Below are 21,645 nucleotides of genomic sequence, written 5' to 3'. Positions count from 1 at the left end.
CAACGGAAGGAATCACCATGGGACTCGACGACAAGCTCAACAACGCAGCCACCAACCACCTCGGCGTAGCCAAGGAAGGTGCAGGGAAGCTGACCGGCAACGAGGAACTGCAGCGGGAGCGCCAGCGGGACCAGGCCCAGGCCAAGCTGCAGGAGGCCGGCGAAAAGGTCAAGGACGCCGCCAAGGGCATCGGCAGCAACCTCAAGGACGCGGCGGCCAAGGTCAAAGAGGGCTTCAGCAAAGAGTAGGCAGTCCCCCTGCGGCAGGCCCGCTCCACCTCCGAGGTGGGTGGGCCGTCCTGCCGCCCGTCAGGCGCTCGCGCCGATAGTGAAAGCAGAAACCGGTGACAGGTTTACCCTTGGTGCGGGACCAGTTGGACGTGGTCCCCGATGCCATTCTGGCAGGCAGGGCAGCCGACGGCGACACGGCGGCTTTCGAGTCCCTGGCCCGCCGCTATGGTCCACACATGCGGGCAGCCGCCCGGCGCCTGACGGGTTCGTATGCGGACGCGGATGACGTGGTGCAGGAAGTGCTGGTCCAGGCGTGGCAGCAGCTGGACACACTGCGCGAACCCGCCGCAGTGAAGGGCTGGCTGCTGCGGCTCACCGGCAGCCGCAGCATCGACCTGCTGCGCAGGCGCCGGAACCACGCCAGCCTCACCACGGCGGACGGGGAGGCGCCGGTGGATACTGTGTCCCCGGGCGCAGGGCCGGAGACAGCGGTCGTGGCCGGTGCCGGCATTGACTCCCTTAAGGCTGCCCTGGCTGCGTTGCCCGAAGAGCAGCGGCGCTGCTGGATCCTGAAGGAAATCAACGGCCAAAGCTACGAAGAGATTGCCCGGACCCTGAACATCAGCCCAGCCAGTGTCCGGGGGCGGCTCGCCCGGGCCCGGATTACACTGGTCCGCGAAATGGAAGATTGGCGATGAGCATGCCCAACGACACGTTCGAGTGCGGCCACACGCTCGAGGAACTCAGCCTCTACCTGGACACCGGTGAATTCCCCGATCCGCCCCACCTGGAATCCTGCCCGGAGTGCCGCAACGGCCTCGACTCCCTCCGGCGGCTCTCCGCGGCCGGCGACGAACTCTTCGCCAGTGACCTGGCAGCTGCCGGCAGCGGCACCGACGACTGGCTGAAGGACATCCTGGCAAACCTGGCGCTGGAACTGCGGCCGGGACGGAGCATCCCGCTGCGCTCTGACGATCCCGCGGACACCTTGTCCGAAACCGAGGGTTCCATCGTTGCCCTGGTCCGGTCCGTGGCGGACAGCCAGCCGGGAGCAGTGGCCGGCAAGGTCCGGCTGGAGGGAGACGTCACCGTTCCGGGCAGCCCTGTGGCGGTCCGGCTGGACCTGGCGGTCCTGTTCGGCCATGCGCTCATGGCCAGCGCGGCGTCGCTCCGGCAGGATCTGGCCGAGGCGCTGGCCCGCCACACCGAGCTGAACATTTCGGCCATCGACATCACCATTACCGACGTCATCGACGCACCACGGGAGGAATCGTGACCACCGCTCTGCAGCAGGCCATCATGGCGGTCGACGGCGTCACGGAAGTCTTTCCCGCCCGGACCCTGTGGCAGCGGCTTCCCGGCCAGGCGGCATCCCTGCTGCAGCGGAACAACGCCGATGCCCCTCCCCTGGTCGAGGTCCGGGAAGACGGCGGCCGCATCGAGGCAACTGTCCGGATCGGCGTCAGCGCGGATGCCCGGACGCCGGAGGTGGTCCGCGCCGTGGCTGCCGCCGTTCGGAGCCATTTGGCGCCGGGCAACGTCGCCGTCCAGGTCACGGTGGTACGCATCGCGGCCGGTCCGCCGCCCGGCAGGCCGGGAGGGCTGACCGCGTCCAGTCACCAACCGGCGTAGCATTCGTCAGGTACACCCAAACGACGGGAAGGGCATATGGCTGCGCACCGGAAAAGCACCAGGTTCAGGCTCGAGTCGCTGGCGCTGCCCGTCATCCAGGCGCCCATGGCCGGGGGACCGTCCACCCCGCAGCTGGCAGCGGCCGTCAGCGGGGCCGGCGGCCTGGGCTTCGTTGCGGCTGGCTACAAGACTGCCGCGGCCATGCGCGCCGAGATCGAGGCCGTCAGGAGCCAAACGGACAAGCCGTTCGGCGTGAACCTCTTTGTACCCCAGGCGTCCGTCATCAGTCCTGCGTCCCTGCAGCAATACGCCGATTCGCTGGCCCCGGATGCTGAGCGCTTCGGCGTGAGCCTCGGCGAGCCCCGGCATGACGATGACGACTGGGACCAAAAGCTCGAGGCCTTGCTGGACCTGGCACCGGCGGTGGTTTCATTCACCTTCGATATTCCGGAAACCAGCGTGGTGGAAGCACTGCAGCACCGCGGGATGTACGTCATTGCCACGGTCACGGACCGTGAAGAAGCGCTGCAGGCGCTCGCGGCAGGCGCCGACGCCGTGTGCGTCCAGGGTCCGGAAGCCGGAGGCCACCGCGGAACATTCAAACCTGACGCGCCTGCTCCCCTGGTTCCCCTCCACGGGATCCTGGGCGGGCTGTCTGATCTGGAGGTGCCCCTCATCGCGGCGGGTGGCATTGCCTCGTCGGAGCACACCCGGGCTGCGCTGGCCGTCGGAGCGGTTGCAGTCCAGGCCGGCACCGCGTTCCTCCGCGCTGATGAAGCGGGGACCAAGCCCACGCACCGGGCTGCCTTGTCGGCGTCGGACCATTTCACCACCACCGCCGTCACACGTGCCTTTTCCGGCCGCAACGCGCGCGGCCTCTACAACGGATTCATGCGCCGCCACGACGGCGACGCCCCGTACGGCTACCCCGAGATCCACCACCTCACCACTCCCCTGCGCGCCGCTGCCGCGGCAGCAGGGGAGCCGGAGTGGCTGAACCTGTGGGCCGGCATCAATTACCGGGACACGAGGGAAGGCTCCGCGGTTGCCATCCTGGAAAGCCTCGCGCCGTAAGGCTTGGGCCGCCGTCGTCCGCTGTTTAAAGCCCGACGGCGGCCCGGCCCCTTGTGGGAGCCGGCCCGCCGCGCGCCGTGAAAGCGGGGGTGGTGCTTTAGAAGGTGGCGGTGTCGATCACGAAGCGGTACCGGACATCCGATGCCAGCACGCGCTCGTAGGCGTCGTTGATCTTCTCAGCCGGGATAACTTCGATCTCGGCACCAAGCCCGTGCTCGGCGCAGAAGTTCAACATCTCCTGGGTCTCGCGGATGCCGCCGATCATGGAACCGGCGAAGGAACGGCGTCCGCCGATCAGCGCGAAGGCGTTGACGGGAAGCGGTTCCGCGGGGGCACCCACGTTGACCAGGGCGCCGTCGAGCTTCAGCAGGCCCAGGTAGGAGCTGATGTCGATCGAGGCGCTGACCGTGTTGATGATCAGGTCGAAGGAGCCGGCGAGTTCGGAGAAGGTGTTCTCGTCGCTCGTGGCGAAGTAGTGGTCGGCGCCGAGCTTCAGGCCGTCCTCCTGCTTCTTCAGCGACTGTGACAGGACGGTCACCTCGGCTCCCATGGCGTGGGCCAGCTTGACGGCCATGTGGCCCAGGCCGCCGAGGCCGACGACGGCAACGTTCTTGCCGGGGCCGGCACCCCAGTGCCGCAGCGGTGAGTAGGTGGTGATGCCGGCGCACAGCAGCGGTGCGGCGACGTCGAGGTCGATGCCCTCGGGGATGGTGACGACGAAGTCTTCGGTGACCACAACGTGGGTGGAGTAGCCACCCTGCGTGATGGTGCCATCGCGGTCAACGGCGCCGTAGGTGCCGGTGTTGCCCTTGAGGCAGTACTGCTCCTCGCCCTTCTGGCAGTTGACGCATTCCCGGCAGGAGTTGACCATGCAGCCAACACCAACGCGGTCGCCCACTTTGTGCTTGGTCACCTCGGCCCCCACCTCGGTGACGATGCCGGCAATCTCGTGGCCGGGCACCAGCGGGTACTGCTGCGGGCCCCAGTCACCGCGGACGGTGTGGATGTCCGAGTGGCAGATGCCGGCGAACTTAATGTCGATCAGGACGTCGTGAGGACCCACTTCGCGGCGCTCAATGGTGGTAGCCACCAGGTCCTCCGTGGCGGACGGGGATGCATAAGCCTTGACGGTAGTCATGGTTCTCCTGTGATCTGTTGGGGGGACGTATAAATGCTACCGGGGTTGTTCGGAGCAAACCCGGGAAAAGGGGGCACCAAGGTGGCCCTGTTGTGACTGGTCTTGAGAGTCCTACCCTTTGGGCCCGTGTGGGCCATCGGGGCAAGGATGCGCTAGGGGCGCAGCAGCACCTTGATGGCGCGGCGTTCGTCCATGGCCTTATACGCGTCCGCGGCCTGCTCGAGCGGGAGTTCCAGGTCAAACACTTTTCCGGGATTGATCGTGCCGCCGAGGATCAGGTCGATCAGCTCGGGCAGGTATTGCCGGACCGGAGCAGGGCCGCCGTGCAGGTGCACATGCGAGTAGAACAGGTCCCGCCCGGGCAGCGCCACATCGTGGGAGACTCCCACAAAGCCCACATGGCCGCCTGCCCTGGTGGCGTGGATGGCCTGCAGCATCGATTCCTGCGTGCCCACGGCTTCGAGGACGGAGTGCGCGCCGAGGCCGCCGGTGAGTTCCTTGATCTTCTTCACGCCCTCGTCCCCGCGCTCCTCCACGATGTCCGTGGCGCCAAACTCGCGTGCCAGCGCCTGCCGGTCCGCGTGGCGGGACATGGCGATGATCCGTTCAGCGCCCATCTGCTGCGCTGCGAGGACCCCCAAAAGTCCCACGGCGCCGTCGCCCACTACTGCCACTGTCTTGCCCGGGCCCACCTCGGCCGCCTTCGCGGCGAACCATCCTGTCCCCAGGACGTCGGAGGCTGCAAGCAGCGACGGAACCTTGGCGGCGTCGGGCATGCCGGGTGTTGCCACCAGGGTGCCGTCTGCGAGCGGGACGCGCATGTATTCCGCCTGTGCACCGCCCACGCCCTGGCGGTGGACACACGCGCTCTGGTAGCCGGAGCGGCAGATGTCGCAGGTGTTGTCCGAGGCGAAAAATGACCCGACGACGAACTGTCCAGGGCGGACATTCCTGACCCCGGCACCGACTTCCTCGACGATTCCGACGTACTCGTGGCCCATCGGCGCGGGCTTGGAAATTTTGTCGGCGCCCCGGTAGGGCCACAGGTCCGATCCGCAGACGCAGGCGGCAACGAGTTTGATGACCGCATCCGTGGGCTGCCGGACGGCTGGTTTGTCACGATCCTCGACCCGGACGTCTCCGGGCGCGTGCATGATGGTTGCGCGCATGCTGGGTCCTCCACATGGTGAAACGGCTGAATAGGACAGTCCCATCAAACCCGGCCCCGGCACCGTTGGCGAGGGCCCTGCTGTAACTGGTTCTGGCAGAACCTCCTTAGGGTCCTGCCATCCGTCGTAACGTGTTCCCTATGGATAACCGAGCCGAGGTACGGCAGTTCCTGTCTTCACGCCGTGGGCGGATTACCCCCGAGCAGGCCGGCATCGAACCCTATGGCGGCCGCCGCCGTGTACCTGGGCTCCGGCGCGAGGAAGTGGCGCGGCTGGCCGGAGTCAGCGTGGACTACTACACGCGGCTGGAACGGGGAAACCTGCACGGCGTTTCTGACAGCGTCCTTGATGCCATCGCCGGTGCCCTGGAACTGGACCGCGCCGAGCATGACCACCTCTATGACCTGGCCCGGGCAGCCAACACCTCGGGCCGCAAGCGGGCTGCGGGTACCGGCGGTTCCGCCCCGTCCAAGGTCCGGCCGGAGCTGCAATACCTGCTGGATGCCATCACGGAGGCGCCGGCTTTCATCGGCAACAACCGCCTGGACATCGTGGCCGCCAACACCCTGGGCTATGCCCTGTATTCGGACATGTACCGCACTCCGTCACGGCCGGCCAACCACTCCCGGTTCATCTTCCTGGACCCCCGCGCGCACAACTTCTACACGGACTGGGACCGGGCGGCCAACACCAACGTGGCCATCCTGCGACGGGAGGCCGGCCGCAATCCCCATGACAAGGGCATTGCCGAACTCATTGGTGAACTCTCGATGCGCAGCGACGAATTCCGCACGCTGTGGGCAGCGCACAACGTCCGCCGCCACTACGCGGGCACCAAGTTCTTCCAGCATCCCGTGGTGGGGCTCCTCGAGCTGAACTACCAGGTGCTGGGCCTGGAAGAGGACCCGGGGCATACCCTCACCGTTTATCCCGCCACCCCCGGCAGCCCGTCCGAGGAAGCCCTCAAGCTCCTGGCCTCCTGGGCCGTCACCGAGAACATCGTGGAAACGGTGCAGGCGAAGGTGGGCGGCTAGAAGCCTGCCTGGGGCGGCACCCGCCGCACCATCCGGCGGCCCGGAATCCACGTCCAGTCACATGAACTGCCGTTGCGGTTTCCTTAACGCAGGTTTCGGTTCGTGGCGCAGCATTGCCTGTTTTGTCTCAAGGATGGCGCCATGAGTAGCGCCGTTTCGCCGCGTTTAGCCTGCGTTGCTTGACGCTGGCCAACACCCTCCGGGCCATGTTTAGGTGTTTGCACGGCACCGGCCAGGCCGAACGCAGCATTCAGGAACATCACCCAAACGCAGCTCTTCAAGCACCCTCATCCCGCCGCACGGGCGGACCCATCCACCCCTTTACGCCCGCCGGGCACCCACCCCGGGCGCCGTCGTCGTACCCGGAAACTTCCCGAAAGGAACACCATGTCCTTCCCAGCATCACCACCCAATCCCGCCCTGGGCATCCCCGCCTTTTCCCGCCGCCGTGCCCTGGGCGCGCTCCTGGCGGTGCCCGCCGTCGGGCTGCTCTCAGCCTGCGGCGGAGCGGCGACGGCCGGCAGTGAGCGGATCAGCCAGGGCGCCCTGGAGCCACTGGCGGCCAGCGTCCCTGCCGGCACGACCATCAAGGTGGGCGACCCCAGCATCAAGGTGGCGCTGGAACTGTCCGGCCTGATCAAGGAACTGGACGGCTTCACCGTGGAGTTCGCCAACATCTCCGGCGGCCCGCAAACCACCGAGGCGTTCCGGGCCAATGCGCTGGACACCGGTTCCGTGGCGGACATCCCGCCCATCCACGCCACCTGGACCGGATTGGACGTCCGCATCATCGCCGCCGGGTACCGGCAGGACGCCGTGGGCCATCCCATCTATGAACTCGGCGTGGCCCCGGGAGCAGGCATCACCCGGCTCGAGGACCTCCGCGGCAGGAAGATTGCCTACAGCCCCGGCCAGGCCCAGGGCGCGTTGGTCCTGCGAATCATGGACAAGGCCGGGCTCAAGCAGGAGGACGTCAAGCTCGTTGAACTGCCCAGCACCGGGGATGCCTATGCCACGGCGCTGGCCAGCAGGCAGGTGGACGCAGCTCCCCTGGGCGGCGTCCAGATCAAGCGGTACCTGGCCAAGTACAAGGCCGACGGCGGGACCACCATCCGCCACGGGCTGCGGGACGATCCCAGCCTCCTCTACTCCCCCGCCAAAGTCCTGGCGGATCCCGCGAAGGCCGCCGCACTGGCCACCTACGTGAAGGTCTGGGGCAAGGCCCAGCGCTGGATCGAAGACCACCCGGCCGAGTGGCTGGAGGGCTACTACGTCAAGGACCAGGGCCTGTCCCGCGAGGACGGCCAGTACCTGATCGACGCCACCGGCAAGCGGGACATCCCAACGTCCTGGACGGAAGCCATCGCCCGGCACCAGGAAACCATCGATCTCCTGGCCCGTGAACAGAAGAAGCCGCAGCTGACGGCGGCCGACCTCTACGACACCCGCTTCGAAGCCATCGCAGGCACTGCCTTCGCTTCCGCCGGAAAGGCGGGTGCCGCATGAGCGCCGTGCTGGAACGTCCCGTGGCGGCGGCACGCCCGGACCCGGCACTGGCTGAACAGCCCGACGTGCGGCCCACAGGGAAGAGGCTTGGGCCCGGACGACGCCGGCGGCTCGCCTGGGTGGGCCCGCTGGCCCTGCTCCTGCTCTGGACCGCCTCTTCCGCCACAGGGCTGCTTGACCCGCGGATCCTGTCCGAGCCGTGGACCGTGGTGGCCACCGCCGGTGAGCTCATCACGGACGGCCGCCTCCAGGAGAACCTCGCCATCTCGGCCCAGCGCGCAGGCCTGGGGCTGTTCTTCGGAATCGTGGTGGGCGCCGTGCTGGCGCTCCTGTCCGGACTGAGCCGGGTGGGCGAGGCGCTGATCGACGGCCCGGTGCAGATCAAGCGCGCCATACCGGGCCTGGCGTTGATCCCGCTGCTGATCCTCTGGTTCGGCATCGACGAGACCATGAAGGTCCTCACCATCACCCTTGGCGTCTTCGTTCCCGTCTACCTGCAGACACACGCAGGGCTGCGCGGCATCGACCTGCGCTTCGTGGAACTCGCCCAGACCGTAGGGCTAAGCCGGGCCGGCTTCATCCGCAAGGTCGTCCTCCCCGGCGCACTGCCCGGGTTCTTCCTGGGCCTGCGCTTCGCGGTCACCGGCGCCTGGGTGTCCCTGGTGGTGGTGGAGCAGATCAACGCCACCAGCGGCATCGGCTACATGATGGAGCTCGCGCGCACCTACGGCCAGACCAACATCATCGTCCTGGGCCTGGCCGTCTACGGCATCCTGGGCCTCCTCTCCGACGGGATTGTCCGCTTCATCGAACGAAAGGCCCTGTCATGGCAGCGCACCCTGGCGGCCTGACCGCCGCCGCATCTGCACCAGCAGCACCGTCCGCCGTTTCCGTGCGAAAGCTGGTCCGCAGCTTCGGCACCAAGAGTGTCCTGGACGGTGTGGACCTGGACATCGCGCCCGGCGAATTCGTGGCGCTGCTTGGCCCCAGCGGCTGCGGCAAAAGCACCCTGCTGCGGGCTTTGGCCGGCCTGGACCACGAGGTCCGCGGCGGCGGCGTGATCAGCGTTCCGGACCGCGTGTCCGTGGTCTTCCAGGATTCCCGGCTGCTGCCGTGGGACACGGTCCTGGGCAACGTCACCCTGGGCGTCCGGGAGCACGACGCCGATGCCCGGGCCCGCAAGGCCCTCGCCGAAGTGGGACTCGCCGGACGTGAAAAGGCGTGGCCGCACCAGCTTTCCGGCGGTGAGCAGCAACGCTTGGCGCTGGCCCGGTCGCTGGTCCGGGAACCGCAGCTGCTGCTGGCCGACGAGCCGTTCGGCGCGCTGGACGCCCTGACCCGGATCAGGATGCACGGGCTGCTCCAGGACCTGGTGGCGGCCCACCGGCCAGCCGTCCTGCTGGTCACCCACGACGTGGACGAGGCCATCGCGCTGGCGGACCGGATCGTGGTCCTGGACCGCGGGCGCATCGCCACCGTCCGCCCGGTGCCACCCGCAATCCGCTCTTCCGCCGATGCCGCGGGGCACGAATCCCTGCGCCGCGACCTCCTCACGGCGCTGGGCGTCGAGGCCGCGCGCACTACTGAACCGGCCGCCGTCGGCCGCTAACCCAAGCTGCAAGGAGCACGTCATGACATCGAAGTACCCATCCCAGCGCCAACTCCACCTCAACGCCTTCCTCATGAGCACCGGCCACCACGAGGCGTCGTGGCGACTGCCGGAAAGCGATCCCTATGCGGGAACCAAGGTGGAGCATTACCAGCAGCTCGCCCGCACTGCAGAGCGCGGCAAGCTGGACTCCATCTTCTTCGCCGACTCCCCTGTCCTGTTCGGCGAGGTGGGCCGCCGCCCCGCCGGCAAGCTGGAGCCCACGGTGCTGCTCACCGCCATCGCGGGCGCCACCGAGCGCATCGGGTTGATCGCCACGGCCTCCACAACCTACAACGAACCGTTCAACCTGGCCCGCCGCTTCGCCTCGGTGGACTGGGCCAGCGGCGGGCGCGCCGGTTGGAACGTGGTGACCACGGCAGGCCCGGACGCCGCGCGGAACTTCGGCGTCGACGACCAGCCCGCCCACGCCGTCCGCTACGAGCGCGCCGCGGAATTCATCGAAGTGGCCCAGAAGCTGTGGGACAGCTGGCAGGACGACGCCGTACTGGCGGACAAGGCCGGAGGCGTGTGGGGTGATGCGGACAGGATCCGGACTATTGACCATCAGGGCAGGCATTTCAAGGTCCGCGGCCCGCTCAATGTTCCGCGTTCGCCGCAGGGGCACCCGCTGATCGTCCAGGCAGGTTCTTCGGAGGACGGGAAGGACCTCGCCGCCCGGTACGCGGATGCCGTCTTCACCGCGCACCAGACCCTGGCCGACGCGCAGGAGTTCTACCGCGACCTGAAGGCCCGCACCGCGGCTGCCGGCCGGGATCCGGAAACCATCAAGATCCTCCCGGGCATCGTCCCCGTGATCGGTGCCACCGAGGAAGAGGCGCTGGAGCTGGAGCGCGAACTGGACCGGCTGATCAAGCCCGAATACGCCCGGATCCAGCTGGCCCGGACCCTCCGCGTGGACCCCGTGGACCTGCCGCTGGACCGCCAACTGCCGGACAACCTGCCCAGCGAGGACGAAATCGAAGGCGCCAAGAGCCGCTACACCCTGATCGTGCAACTGGCCCGGCGCGAACAGCTCACCGTTCGCCAGCTGATCGGCAGGCTTGGCGGCGGCCGCGGGCACCGCACCTTCACCGGCACGCCCGTGCAGGTGGCGGATGCCATCCAGGAATGGTTCGACGGCGGGGCCGCGGACGGCTTCAACATCATGCCGCCGGTGCTCCCCTCCGGGCTGGAGGCGTTCGTGGACCAGGTGGTGCCCATCCTGCAGGAACGCGGACTGTTCCGCACCGAGTACACCGGACGGACCCTGCGGGAGCACTATGGGTTGGCGCGGCCCGAAACCCGGAACGGCAGGCAACTGGACGCCGCCTCGGTTTGACCGGCGGCGGTGATTGTCAGGGAAAGTTCGGCGGCGGTGCGGGCGGCACGGCGTCCGCACGCCGCCGGCCTGCCAGTTCGCCGAACCGGTCGACGGCATCCTGGGCAGCACGGTACAGGGCCGGATCCGGCCAGGGTGCCCGCGCCCAGGCATCCACGGCCGCGAGTGCCTCGGCCAACAGCCTGGCGGGACGGTCCCCCGGGGACCCTTGGGCCAGGATGGTGTCCCGGCCTGCTTCCAAAGTGTCCGCCATGGTCCGGGTGCTGACCCGCTGCCAGACATCGGCGATGGCATCCACATCGGTCAGCCGCTCCCGGAGCGGCCAGTTGCCAATGAAACGGGCCACCCATGCCTGGTGCCGCTGCTTATAGTCCTTGAGGAACTTCCGTCTCTTCCACGTCGGGTAGGCGCCCAGCACGAGGAGGCACGGGACGAGGACGGCCAGCGCTGTCAACACCCAGCCAGCTTGTCCGGCATCCCGGTCCTGGACCGCATCCTTGTAGAGTCCCAGCATCACTCCCGCGGTGATGCACCCCAGGATCCAGGTGGCGCGCACGACAGTGGTCCGGCGTTCCTGTTTCCTGGAGGGGTGGAGGACCGGTGCCGGTTCCGCGGCCACGGTTGCCTCAGCCTCGGTCAGGCCGGTGTTCAGGAGTCTGCTGGTACCTGCACCGGGCATTCCTGACTTATCCGGCACGTCCACATAGACGGGTGCCAGGCCCGTCCGATCCTGTGCAGCCTGCTTGGAAAGCTCGTCCATGTTCCCCCATCAACCCAGTCATGACCTCCCCTGCAGAGTCTACGGTTAGGCGGGCTCCGGGCGGGTAGTCCTTAGACTGGCCAATGGACGTTGTATGCCGGGAATGACGAAGGAGCGAAACGATGAGTGGAGTAGTTGTAGTAGGTGTGGATGCCAGCCCGTCCGCACGGAAGGCCGCAGAAGTGGCGCTGGACCTGGCGGAGTCACTGGGAGCGTCCCTCCACGTAGTGACCGCCTTTGAGATCGAGAACGCCGAAACCTTTGGGGTGGGCTCGGACAAGGTGAGGATCTCCAACGCGGACAGCTCGGAGATGGTGGCAAAATCCCTGGGCGCATCGCGGCCGGGAGTGCAGATCACCCACTTCGCCGCCCGCGGCAAGCCGGCGGATTCGCTGATCAAGGAAGCCATCCGGCTGGATGCCCGGGTGATCGTGGTGGGTAACCGGAGGATGCGCGGCATCGGCCGGCTCCTGGGCAGCGTCGCCAACAGCGTGGCGCACAACGCCCCGTGCGACGTCTACATCGCGAACACCTACGAGGACTAAGCTGCCCCGCAAGGTAGTGGGCGGACGACGGCGGGACTTCCCGCCGTCGTCCGCCCACCGTCGTTAAGGGTTCTTAGGCCCCGTATTCCTCATCGGTGACATGCTGGAGCCAGGTAACCACCTGCCCGTTTTCGTCCGCTTCCTGCATGGCGACGTGGGCCATGAAGCGCTCCGGGGTCGCACCGTGCCAGTGCTCCTCCCCCGGCTCGATGAAGACCACGTCGCCGGGACGGATTTCCTGGACCTGCCCGCCGCGCCGCGCCACCAGCCCGATGCCGTCCGTGACATAAAGGGTCTGGCCCTTGGGGTGGTGGTGCCAGGCGGTGCGGGCCCCGGGGGCGAATCGGACATGGGCGCACCCGACCGCTGACTGTTCATCGGGGTTGCGGATGCCGTCAATCTGCACGGTGCCGGTGAACCATTCCTTCGGTCCGGCTCCTGTCTGGCCGCCGCTCTTGGTGTACTTCATGTTCTCCTCCTGTGAGTTCGGTTGACTGGAAAGTTTGTTGGCGGGTCAGGCGGTCCGGCTTGTGATCCGTGCCGTCACGAACGCCAGGACCGACGAGACCGCGAGGGCAGCGGCGGCCACCAGGAAGGCGCCGCCGTGGCCGGCGGAGTCGAACAGGACGCCACCCAGCGTTGATCCGACGGCGATCGAGGTCTGGACGACGGCCACCATCAGGCCCCCACCGCCCTCGGCGTCGTGGGGCATGGCCTCTGCGATCCAGCTCCACCAGCCCACCGGGGCGGCCGTGGACAGCAGCCCCCAAACGCCCAGGAGGACCATGACGACGGCGAGCCAGCCGCCGGTGGGGACCAAGGCGGCGGCGATGAGCGCCATAAGGGCCGGGATGGTGACCAGTGTCCGGTACAGGCTCTTCCCCAGGAACCGGCCAATCAGCATGGTGCCGGCAAACCCTGCCACACCCATCACCAGCAGTACGAGCGACACAGTGGCCACCTCCACGCCGGTCACCCGCTCCAAGAACGGACGGACGTAGGTGAACAGGACGAACTGGCCCATGAAGAAGGTGCCGCAGGCGGCCATCCCCCAGGCGACAGCCGGGCTCTTGAAGGCGGCGAAAATTCCGAGGATGTTTCCGGACGCCCGCTTTTCCACCGGCATGGAAGGAAGGCTGATCCACTGCCAGACCAGGGCGAGCACCGCCACGGGAACCAGGCAGAAGAACGCTCCACGCCACCCGATAAATGAGCCCAGGTAGCTGCCCAGCGGCGCAGCCAGCACGGTGGCCAGGGCGTTGCCGCCATTGAAGACCGCCAGGGCGCGCGGCACCTGGTAGGCCGGCACCAGCCGCATGGCGGTGGCTGCGGACATGGACCAGAAACCGCCGATGACCACGCCAATGAGGGCACGGCCCACCATGAAGAGCAGGTAGCCCGGGGCCATGGCGACCAGGGCACCGGAGACAGCCATCACCGTGGTCAGGCCCAGCAGCAGGGTCTTGCGGTTCATGCTGCCGGCCAGCGTGGACACCGACAGGCTGGTGGCGACGGCGAACAGGCCGGAGATGGCGATGCCCTGCCCCACCATCCCCTCGGAAACCCGGAGTTCGGCGGCCATTGGGGTGAGCAGGCTGACCGGCATGAATTCGGAGGCGATCAGGGCGAAGACGCACAGGGACATCGCGAAGACGCCTCCCCAGTGCGCGTGGTGCTGCACGCCTGGTTCTTGGGGCGCACGGGTGCTGGTGACAGTTGTTTCGGGGGCCATGCCTTCCATCAAACCGTGCTCCCGGAGCCCTAGCGAGGGCCCTGCTGAAACCGGTTCTGGCAGACCCCCTTTAGGGCAAGGCTGCCGTGGAACTATGCAGAGGTTCCTTGCCGCTGCATGTTGTGCGGGCTCTTCCGCAGGTCTTTTTCCAGTTCTGCCAGGCAGTAGTCCTTGAACCAGTGCCTGATGCGCAGCGGCAGCATGGGGTAGGCCACCGCAAGGACGCGCCATGTCCGGTCGAAGCGGTGCTGGTGGCGGTCGCTCCATGCGAGGCCGTAGTCCTTCCGCAGTTGCTCCGGGAGGAGCCCGGCGGTGAGGAACCTCGCGGACGGCATGATGGCGCGGTACCAGAGTGCGGTGTGCTTGGGGAACAGCAGGCCGCGCCCCACGCGCACGCCTTCCTCCTCGGCACGGAGGGTTGAAAGCTGCTCATCCCAGTAGCGTCTGAACGCCGCCCGGTCCTTCGGCCACATGTCCGGTGGAAGCTGCAGGGCGGTCCCAATCCGTGCGTAGTCACGGTACATTGCGTCGGCCGCCTCGTCGCCGAGCGGGCCGCGGATCTTCTCGACGATGGTCAGCGCGGTGTCATAGAGCGTTGCTGCCACCCAGAGCTGCAGTGCCGGATCGAAGGCGTTGTAGCCGGCGGACGGTTCGGCCGCCGTGCGGCGTACCGGAACGTGCGCATGGTTCACCCTGCGCCGGACTTCCTTGGCCTGCTCCTCCGTTCCGTACACGATGCCGTAGACGTACGTGAGAGTGCCCTTGAGACGGTTTACCGGGCGTTGGGTGAACGTGCTGTGCGCCGCCACGCCGCGGCCGATCGCGGGGTTGGCAAGCTGCAGCAGAATGGCCCGTCCTGCCCCGGCGAGCAGGATGCCTTCAGCCCGGAAATCGGCCTCTCCCTGCACCATGTGAACAGGGTACCGGAGGGGCAGGACATCAGGACGGGCCCTTTGGCCCGTTGTGCCCGGGCAGAGGAGGGCCGCAGGACCTGTCCTGCCTCCTCCCCTGCCCGGGTGTGGGCGTCAGCGCTCCAGGAGGGACACGTCCCGGACGGCGCCCTTGTCCGCAGAGGTGGCCATTGCGGCGTAGGCGCGCAGGGCAGCGGAAACCTGGCGGTCCCGGTCCTTGGGCTTGTACCCGCCGTTGACCAGCAGTTTCTCGCGGCGTTCGGCCAGGATTTCGTCAGAGACCTCCAGCTCCATGGAGCGCTGGGAGATGTTGATGCTGACGATGTCGCCGTCCTCCACCAGCGCGATGGTTCCCCCTGACGCAGCCTCCGGGGAGATGTGGCCGATCGACAGGCCGGAGGTCCCGCCGGAGAAGCGGCCGTCCGTGATGAGCGCGCACTTCTTGCCCAGGCCGCGGCCCTTGAGGAAGGACGTGGGGTAGAGCATCTCCTGCATGCCCGGACCACCCTTGGGGCCTTCGTAGCGGATCACCACCACGTCGCCTTCCTTGATCTGCTTGTTCAGGATCTTCTCCACGGCTTCGTCCTGGGATTCGCAGACCACAGCCGGGCCGGAGAAGGTCCAGATGGATTCGTCCACGCCGGCGGTCTTCACCACGGCGCCGTCCACGGCAATGTTGCCGCGCAGCACGGCCAGGCCGCCGTCCTTGGAGTAGGCGTGCTCCACGGAGCGGATGCAGCCACCTTCAGCGTCGGTGTCCAGGGAGGTCCACTCGTTCGACTGCGAGAACGCGGTGGAGGACCGGACGCCGCCGGGAGCCGCGTGCCACAGGGCCTGCGCCTCGTCGGTGGCCTTGCCGCCGCGGATGTCCCAGTCATCCAGCCAGCCGTCCAGGTCGTTGGAGTGCACGGAGTGGACGTCCTTGTGCAGGAGGCCGCCGCGGTTCAGTTCGCCCAGCAGGGCAGGGATGCCGCCGGCGCGGTGCACGTCCTCCATGTAGTAGGTCTTGTCCTTGGCCACGTTCGGGGCCACCTTGGCCAGGCAGGGCACCTGGCGGGACTTGGCGTCCATCTCGGCCAGGCCGTAGTCCACGCCGGCCTCCTGGGCCGCGGCCAACAGGTGCAGGATGGTGTTGGTGGAGCCGCCCATGGAGATGTCCAGCGCCATGGCGTTGTCGAAGGCCTTGGCGGTGGCGATGGAGCGGGGCAGCACGGAGTCGTCGTCGCCGTCGTAGTAGCGCTTCACCAGCTCGACGACGGTGGCGCCCGCCTTCTCGTACAGCGCCTTGCGGGCGGTGTGGGTGGCCAGCACGGAGCCGTTGCCCGGCAGGGAGAGGCCGATGGCCTCGGTGAGGCAGTTCATGGAGTTGGCGGTGAACATGCCAGAGCAGGAACCGCAGGTGGGGCAGGCGTTCTCTTCGATGAGGTTGATGTCCGCGTCGGAGATGGACTCATCCACGGCGTCGGCGATCGCGTTGACCAGGTCCAGGGAGCGGACGGAGCCGTCGGTCAGGGTCACGCGGCCGGCTTCCATGGGGCCGCCGGAGACAAAGACCACGGGGATGTTCAGGCGCAGGGCTGCCATGAGCATGCCCGGGGTGATCTTGTCGCAGTTGGAAATGCACACCAGGGCGTCGGCGCAGTGGGCGTTGACCATGTACTCCACGGAGTCGGCGATCAGGTCGCGGGACGGCAGCGAGTAGAGCATGCCGGAGTGGCCCATGGCGATGCCGTCATCCACGGCGATGGTGTTGAACTCGCGCGGCACGGCGCCGGCGGCGAGGATCGCGTCCGAGACGATCCGACCCACCGGGGCCAGGTGGGTGTGCCCCGGGACGAATTCGGTGAAGGAGTTGGCCACCGCGATGATCGGCTTGCCGATATCGGAGTTGGCGACGCCGGAGGCGCGCAGCAGTGCGCGGGCGCCGGCCATGTTGCGGCCATGGGTGACTGTTTTAGAGCGGAGTGCAGGCATGCTTACCATCCTCTTGCCTTGCAGGGCTGGGTGGAAGACAGCGCTGCTACTAGTAGTAGGAGTACCAGAGTAATAGTATTTTGAGGTGAACAATCCCGGCCGCCGCAAAGAACTGGGGCTCTTCCTCCGGGCCCGGCGCGACCAGGCGCTGCGGGCCGATTACGGCCTGCCGCCCGTGGGCCGCACGCGGGAGCGGGGGCTCCGCCGCGAGGAGGTGGCGTTCCTTTCCGGCGTCAGCGTCACCTGGTACACGTGGCTGGAGCAGGGCCGGGATATCAGCCCGTCCCGGCAGGTTCTGGAGGCCATCAGCCGCGCACTGCATCTGTCCAGCACCGGCCTGGGCTACGTCCTGTCGCTGGGCGGCTACGCCTCAGCAGCCCCTGCTGGGCCGGCAGCCGATACCGCCCCGCCCCACATCCAGCGCCTCCTGGATGCCCTGGACCCCAATCCGTCCTTCGCCCTGTTTCCGGACTGGGGCGTGGCAGGGTGGAACAGGGCCTACGCGGCGCTGTACCCCAACATTGCCACGGTGCCGGCGGCGGACCGGAACCTGCTGTGGCTGGTGTTCACGGATCCCTACGTCCGGAACCTGCTGCCGGACTGGGACACCACCAGCAAGCGGTTCCTTGCGGAGTTCCGGGCCGAAACCGGGCAGCGGCTGGGCGATCCGGACATCCAGTACCAGGTGGAACGGCTCAAGGAAGCAAGCCCGGAGTTCCGGCAGGGCTGGGACCTGTACGACATCCTGGGTTTCGAGTCCCGCGAGCGCCTCTTCCACCATCCGGCCGTGGGGGTGCTGCAACTGGAACACCACCAGGTGTCCCCGTCGGACCGGCCGGACCTGCACCTCGTGGTGTACACACCGGCCCCGGGCAGCGACGCCGCAGCGCAGATGAAGTCCCTGCTGTCCGTGGCCGGCTAGGCTTCGTCGGCGCCGAGGTAGGCGAGCGCGGCGGCCGCCTGGGCCCGGGTGGCCACGCGGAGGGTGGGGTCGACGGCGGGCAGGAACGACGGCGAGTGGTTGGCAGGGATGTCGGCGTCCACCGTGCCATTCGCCACGGCCCGCCGGTAGGTTTCCGGGGGCACGGAGCCGACGATCCAGTAGACGTACGGGATGCCGAAAGCGTCAGGGATGCGGCTGAAGTCCTCTGACGCCGTCTGCGGGGCGGTGCGGTACACAGCGTCCGCGCCGAAGGTCCTGGTGAAGGCTGCAGTGACCCGGGCGTTGGCCTCCGCATCGTTGCTGGTCAGCGGGTACTGGTCGTAATACTCAAACTCCGGTTCCTGCGGCGAGCCGGCGGCTGCGCACTCGCCCCGAACGATCCGCTCGATGGCGGCCACCATGGCGGCCCGGACGGCAAGGTCGTACGTGCGGAGGTTGAGCAGCAGCTCCGCCCGGTCCGGGATGATGTTGGCCGTGGCTCCGGCGCTCACCGAGCCAACAGTCAGCACTGCGAACTCCCCTGGAATCGTTTCGCGGGACACCACGGTCTGCAGGCGGAGGACGATCGAGGCGGCGAGCACCACCGGATCCACGGACTTGTGCGGCATGGAGCCGTGGGCGCCGCGGCCGTGGACGGTAATCCGTACAGAGTCGCCGGCCGAGAGCACCGGGCCCGGCGTGGTGCCGATGGTTCCCGCCTCGGTGGGCATGACGTGCTGGGCCAGCGCTACGTCCGGCTGCGGGATCCCGGCGGCCAGGCCGTCGTCGAGCATTGCCTGCGAGCCCGCCGCAGTCTCCTCTGCCGGCTGGAACAGGGCGGTGTAGGTTCCCCGCCAGGCATCCCGGTGGTCTGCCAGGTACTTTGCCGCGCCCAGCAGCGCCACCACGTGCATGTCGTGAGCGCACGCGTGCATCACCCCCGGGACGGCGGAGGCGTAGCGTGCCCCGGTTGCCTCGGTGACCGGGAGGGCGTCCATGTCGGCCCGGGCCAGGACGCCTGGGCCGGGTCCGTTGGCCAGGACGCCCACTACGCCGGTGCCGCCAAAGTGCCGGACGACGAAGCCCCAGGCCGCCAGCTTCGCCGTAACAGCAGCGGAGGTCTGGTGTTCGGCGAGGCCGAGCTCCGGATTCCGGTGGAGCTGTTCGTAGAGCGGGACCTGCCAGGCCAGCTCCTGCTCGATCCCGTCCGCAGCGCTGTTCGCAAAATCCATCGAAGGCTCCTCCCGGCCGGTGGCGCCGGCCTTTCCGGCCACCATAGGCAGCACCAACGGATGGTGTCCATGGGCAACCAAAAAAGCGGCCGGCGGCGGGAAATCCCGCCGCCGGCCGCTTCTTGCCCACGGACGCTAAGCCAGCACCCCCTGCCGCACCACGGCGGGCTTGAACTGTGCACCCGCGCCCGGGAATACCGGCACCTCGATCCGCGCGTGGGTGTGGACCTCGGTGACCGTGGCCTTGGTGTGCCGGGCAATGTTCTCCATGGTGGTCACCCACATGCCGTCCATTGCCTTCACCCGCTCCATGATCTGCTCCAGCGCCACGGCCTTGGATGGCCGCCCGGAGATGAACGGGTGGTTGGTGAGGACGAAGCAGCTGCCCTGGGAATGGTGGGCCTCGGCTTCAAGCGTCCACATTTCCAGGACCTTGGCCGGGCTCTCGATCACGCCGCTGCCCGTAACGCCCGGGTAGAAGGCGTACTGCTCCCAGTCGTCCAGGGTCCAGTCCACCGGGATCTCAACGATGTCCCGGGGATCATCGGCGGCGACGGCGAAGCGGTAGGGGGCATCGCCGTCGAGCAGGCTGGAATCGTAGAGGAAGCCGCGGTCCGCCAGGAGGCCCGGGGAGTGCCAGTTCAGTTCCCACCACGGTGCGCGGTAGCCCACGGGTCGGACGCCTGCGACTTTGGCCAGCGCCTCCAGGCCGCGGTCAATGTAACTGGCCTCGGTGGCGGCGTCGATGCCCTGCATGGGTTCGTGCAGGTAGCCGTGGTGCGCCACTTCGTGGCCGCCGTCAACGATCTGCCGGACCACGTCCGGGTAGGACTCGGCGGTGAAACCCGGGATGAAGAAGGTGGCCTGGATGTCCTGGCGGGCCAGGATGGCCAGGAGCCGGGGCACCGCGATCTTGGGGCCGTAGGACTGGTGGCTCATCAGCGACATGCGCCGGGTGCTGGTGGGATCGTGGGCGATGGTGCAGGATTCGGCGTCCACGTCGAAAGTGAAGGAAGCTGCAGCTTTGAAGCCTTCGGGCCAGGTGATGGGGTGCAGGGGGTCCGCGATGGCGGGGTTGTTCACGGGAAATCCTTTCGGCGGGCCCTGTGGGCTCCCGCCAGGTTCTACGGGATCGTGAGCTTAGAGGGCGGGAAGGGCGGGCGTGCTCTCCGCGCTCCCTGCTTCAGGGGCGGTCGCTCCAGGGGTGGCGTCCACCTTCTGTGCGGCGCGGGGCTCGAGGGCCAGGTAGCGGATGTGCTGGCGCGGGCCGAGGATGGCGTACACCCCGGCGCTGGTCAGTCCGCCGGCCAGCCAGGACAGGTCCCAGCCGCCCAGGGCCACGGCGATGGGGCCCTGCATGATGGGGATCAGGCCGTACATGAACAGCCAGGTGGCGAAGATGCCGGCCAGGAGGGAGATGACCCCGGCCCAGTTGACGCCGGGCAGCCGCTTGGTGCCCACCCCGTCGAACAGACGGTCGGTGCCGCCCGGCCAGCGCTTCTCCAGCCAGAAGTAGTGCACCAGCATGATGCCGCCCCAGGCCGCCACCCAGGCCACCAGGCCGATCAGCCAGGCGTCGAGTACCGCTGCGAAGTCCTCCTGGAAGATGAAGAAGACGACGGCGCCGAGCGAGAAGACGCCGACGAACAGGTTGAGTTTGCGGCGGCTGATGGAGATGTCCAGGGCCTGGGTGGCCACGGAGAAGGTGTAGATGTTCAGGATGTTGGTGGCGATGGGGCCATGGAGCACCATGAGCAGTACGGGCAGGGCCATGGCGCCGAAGTTCATGACGATGAGCTTGCCGGGATCGATCTCGCCACTGTTGGTGGCCAGGCTGGCACCCAGGACGCCGAGCCACACTACGGGGATGAACTGGCCCAGCACCGAGGCGAGGTAGACCTTCTTCTTGGGGACGCTGGTGCTGACGAACCGGGAGTAGTCCGCGGCGTAGGTGAACCAGGTGATGCCCCAGCCAATGCCGATGGCGGTCATGACGGCGCTCATGGCCGCGATCCGCTCTGAGCCTTCCAGGACGGCGCCGGCGGGACCGGCGTAGCTCCAGTTGATGTCCATGCCGAACCAGGCCACCGCGGACATGACGGCCAGGATGAGGATGGTGGGCGGCACGGTCCATTTCTCGAAGGCGGCGATGGCCTTGTAGCCGAACCAGGCGATGGCAACCTGGAGGGCCATGATGAACGTGGCGACGCCGATCTTCCAGCCGTAGTTGGGCGCTTCCGGGTCAACCCAGCCAAGGGTTCCGAAGAGCGCCATGACCAGGTCCAGGATGATCCAGGTGTTCACCGCGCACCAGCCGATGACCAGCAGGGCCTGGATGGCGGCCGGCAGGTAGTTGCCGCGCCGTCCGAATGCCGCCCGGGCCAGGACCATGCCGGTGGCTCCGGTCTTCTGGCCCAAAAGGACAAAGCAGCCAAAGAGCAGCATGCCGATCAGGTTGCCCAGCACCAGGACGGTGATGGTGTCCGCGACTCCGAGTCCCAGCTGGATACCGAGTGCCCCCAGCACCCAGTTGATGGGTGCCAGGTTGGCGCCCGCCCAGATCCAGAACTGGCCGGATACTTTGCGTGTTCGTGCTGATTCGGGGATGGGCTGCAGCCAGGCTTCGTGGTCCACGGCGCTGTGGTCCTGCGTGGCCTGGTCAGGTTGGCCGTGCGTGGCTGTAGAAAGCTTTTCTTGCATGGGGGCCTCCGTGAGGTGGATAAGTACCAACTAGGCTATGTGGCCCCCATCACAAGCAACAAGATACAATGTGTCGAACAAATCCTCCTGCTACGT

22 protein-coding genes are annotated in these 21,645 nt (G+C 67.7%); 12 read left to right on the top strand and 10 right to left on the bottom strand.

Features of this window, described 5'->3' with window-relative positions; translation table 11 throughout:
• Positions 1-17: 17 nt before the first annotated feature.
• From AB0280_RS05405 to AB0280_RS05385, 5 genes are all read left to right on the top strand, one after another.
• Positions 18-248, top strand: coding sequence for a CsbD family protein (locus AB0280_RS05405; RefSeq protein ID WP_307491598.1), 231 nt, complete (start codon positions 18-20; stop codon positions 246-248).
• A 113-nt stretch (positions 249-361) separates the two neighbouring features.
• Positions 362-928: an RNA polymerase sigma factor gene (locus AB0280_RS05400; RefSeq protein ID WP_370871805.1), complete on the top strand. Its 567-nt coding sequence runs from the start codon at positions 362-364 to the stop codon at positions 926-928.
• Positions 925-1,506 (top strand): Asp23/Gls24 family envelope stress response protein, encoded by a 582-nt coding sequence (locus AB0280_RS05395; protein WP_307491594.1) that lies wholly within the window; start codon positions 925-927, stop codon positions 1,504-1,506. Before AB0280_RS05400 ends, AB0280_RS05395 begins: the two co-directional genes overlap by 4 nt.
• The gene (locus AB0280_RS05390; protein WP_307491592.1) at positions 1,503-1,862 is read left to right on the top strand and encodes a hypothetical protein; all 360 of its coding nucleotides are present in this window, start codon (positions 1,503-1,505) and stop codon (positions 1,860-1,862) included. The genes AB0280_RS05395 and AB0280_RS05390 overlap by 4 nt, the downstream gene beginning before the upstream one ends.
• A 36-nt stretch (positions 1,863-1,898) precedes the next feature.
• Positions 1,899-2,936: a nitronate monooxygenase gene (locus AB0280_RS05385; RefSeq protein WP_307491589.1), complete on the top strand. Its 1,038-nt coding sequence runs from the start codon at positions 1,899-1,901 to the stop codon at positions 2,934-2,936.
• A gap of 97 nt (positions 2,937-3,033) precedes the next feature.
• Here AB0280_RS05385 and AB0280_RS05380 read toward each other — a convergent pair whose 3' ends face one another.
• Positions 3,034-4,074 carry an NAD(P)-dependent alcohol dehydrogenase gene (locus tag AB0280_RS05380; RefSeq protein ID WP_307491587.1) on the bottom strand — a complete coding sequence of 347 codons (1,041 nt, stop codon included), beginning with the start codon at positions 4,072-4,074 and terminating at the stop codon, positions 3,034-3,036.
• Between the two features lie 152 nt (positions 4,075-4,226).
• Positions 4,227-5,243, bottom strand: coding sequence for a zinc-dependent alcohol dehydrogenase family protein (locus AB0280_RS05375; protein ID WP_224027106.1), 1,017 nt, complete (start codon positions 5,241-5,243; stop codon positions 4,227-4,229).
• A 140-nt stretch (positions 5,244-5,383) separates the two neighbouring features.
• On the opposite strand from AB0280_RS05375, the gene AB0280_RS05370 reads away from it, so the two are divergent.
• The 5 genes from AB0280_RS05370 (at position 5,384) to AB0280_RS05350 (ending at position 10,773) form a co-directional block, all read left to right on the top strand.
• Positions 5,384-6,277, top strand: a complete 894-nt coding sequence (locus tag AB0280_RS05370) for a helix-turn-helix transcriptional regulator (RefSeq protein WP_159630535.1) — start codon at positions 5,384-5,386, stop codon at positions 6,275-6,277.
• Positions 6,278-6,664: 387 nt separating this feature from the next.
• Positions 6,665-7,783, top strand: coding sequence for an ABC transporter substrate-binding protein (locus AB0280_RS05365; RefSeq protein WP_307491584.1), 1,119 nt, complete (start codon positions 6,665-6,667; stop codon positions 7,781-7,783).
• A complete protein-coding gene (locus AB0280_RS05360; RefSeq protein WP_307491582.1) occupies positions 7,780-8,634 on the top strand; it encodes an ABC transporter permease in 855 nt (284 codons plus the stop codon). The genes AB0280_RS05365 and AB0280_RS05360 overlap by 4 nt, the downstream gene beginning before the upstream one ends.
• Positions 8,610-9,392 carry an ABC transporter ATP-binding protein gene (locus AB0280_RS05355; protein WP_307491580.1) on the top strand — a complete coding sequence of 261 codons (783 nt, stop codon included), beginning with the start codon at positions 8,610-8,612 and terminating at the stop codon, positions 9,390-9,392. Before AB0280_RS05360 ends, AB0280_RS05355 begins: the two co-directional genes overlap by 25 nt.
• 22 nt (positions 9,393-9,414) lie before the next feature.
• Positions 9,415-10,773 carry an LLM class flavin-dependent oxidoreductase gene (locus AB0280_RS05350; protein ID WP_307491578.1) on the top strand — a complete coding sequence of 453 codons (1,359 nt, stop codon included), beginning with the start codon at positions 9,415-9,417 and terminating at the stop codon, positions 10,771-10,773.
• 16 nt (positions 10,774-10,789) lie between these two features.
• Here the strand turns inward: AB0280_RS05350 and AB0280_RS05345 are convergent, their stop codons facing one another.
• The gene (locus AB0280_RS05345) at positions 10,790-11,533 is read right to left on the bottom strand and encodes a hypothetical protein (RefSeq protein WP_307491576.1); all 744 of its coding nucleotides are present in this window, start codon (positions 11,531-11,533) and stop codon (positions 10,790-10,792) included.
• Between the two features lie 122 nt (positions 11,534-11,655).
• Here AB0280_RS05345 and AB0280_RS05340 point away from each other — a divergent pair, with 122 nt between their 5' ends.
• Positions 11,656-12,078 (top strand): universal stress protein, encoded by a 423-nt coding sequence (locus AB0280_RS05340; protein ID WP_224027112.1) that lies wholly within the window; start codon positions 11,656-11,658, stop codon positions 12,076-12,078.
• A gap of 73 nt (positions 12,079-12,151) precedes the next feature.
• Here AB0280_RS05340 and AB0280_RS05335 read toward each other — a convergent pair whose 3' ends face one another.
• The 4 genes from AB0280_RS05335 to ilvD all read right to left on the bottom strand — a co-directional run bounded on the left by AB0280_RS05335 (position 12,152) and on the right by ilvD (position 16,695).
• Positions 12,152-12,547, bottom strand: a complete 396-nt coding sequence (locus AB0280_RS05335; RefSeq protein WP_307491573.1) for a (R)-mandelonitrile lyase — start codon at positions 12,545-12,547, stop codon at positions 12,152-12,154.
• Positions 12,548-12,592: 45 nt separating this feature from the next.
• Entirely contained in the window at positions 12,593-13,810 is a 1,218-nt protein-coding gene (locus AB0280_RS05330) for an MFS transporter (RefSeq protein ID WP_307491570.1), read from the bottom strand.
• 92 nt (positions 13,811-13,902) lie between these two features.
• A complete protein-coding gene (locus AB0280_RS05325) occupies positions 13,903-14,721 on the bottom strand; it encodes an oxygenase MpaB family protein (protein WP_159630516.1) in 819 nt (272 codons plus the stop codon).
• Positions 14,722-14,835: 114 nt separating this feature from the next.
• Positions 14,836-16,695, bottom strand: a complete 1,860-nt coding sequence (gene ilvD / locus AB0280_RS05320; protein ID WP_307491567.1) for a dihydroxy-acid dehydratase — start codon at positions 16,693-16,695, stop codon at positions 14,836-14,838.
• Between the two features lie 85 nt (positions 16,696-16,780).
• Between ilvD and AB0280_RS05315 the strand changes: the two genes are divergently transcribed.
• A complete protein-coding gene (locus AB0280_RS05315) occupies positions 16,781-17,617 on the top strand; it encodes a helix-turn-helix transcriptional regulator (protein WP_224027115.1) in 837 nt (278 codons plus the stop codon).
• On the opposite strand, the gene AB0280_RS05310 is transcribed toward AB0280_RS05315, so the two are convergent.
• The 3 genes from AB0280_RS05310 to AB0280_RS05300 form a co-directional block, all read right to left on the bottom strand.
• Positions 17,614-18,849 carry an amidohydrolase gene (locus tag AB0280_RS05310; RefSeq protein WP_366366366.1) on the bottom strand — a complete coding sequence of 412 codons (1,236 nt, stop codon included), beginning with the start codon at positions 18,847-18,849 and terminating at the stop codon, positions 17,614-17,616. The genes AB0280_RS05315 and AB0280_RS05310 overlap by 4 nt on opposite strands.
• Before the next feature lie 135 nt (positions 18,850-18,984).
• The gene (locus AB0280_RS05305) at positions 18,985-19,932 is read right to left on the bottom strand and encodes a polysaccharide deacetylase family protein (RefSeq protein ID WP_307491562.1); all 948 of its coding nucleotides are present in this window, start codon (positions 19,930-19,932) and stop codon (positions 18,985-18,987) included.
• A 57-nt stretch (positions 19,933-19,989) separates the two neighbouring features.
• The gene (locus tag AB0280_RS05300) at positions 19,990-21,549 is read right to left on the bottom strand and encodes a purine-cytosine permease family protein (RefSeq protein WP_366366365.1); all 1,560 of its coding nucleotides are present in this window, start codon (positions 21,547-21,549) and stop codon (positions 19,990-19,992) included.
• Positions 21,550-21,645: the final 96 nt, after the last annotated feature.

This window comes from Pseudarthrobacter sp. 902506025 (assembly GCF_040702325.1).
GTDB lineage: Bacteria > Actinomycetota > Actinomycetes > Actinomycetales > Micrococcaceae > Arthrobacter.
The sequence above is the reverse complement of the archived record's forward strand: the minus strand, read 5'-3'. Positions and strand labels throughout refer to the sequence as shown.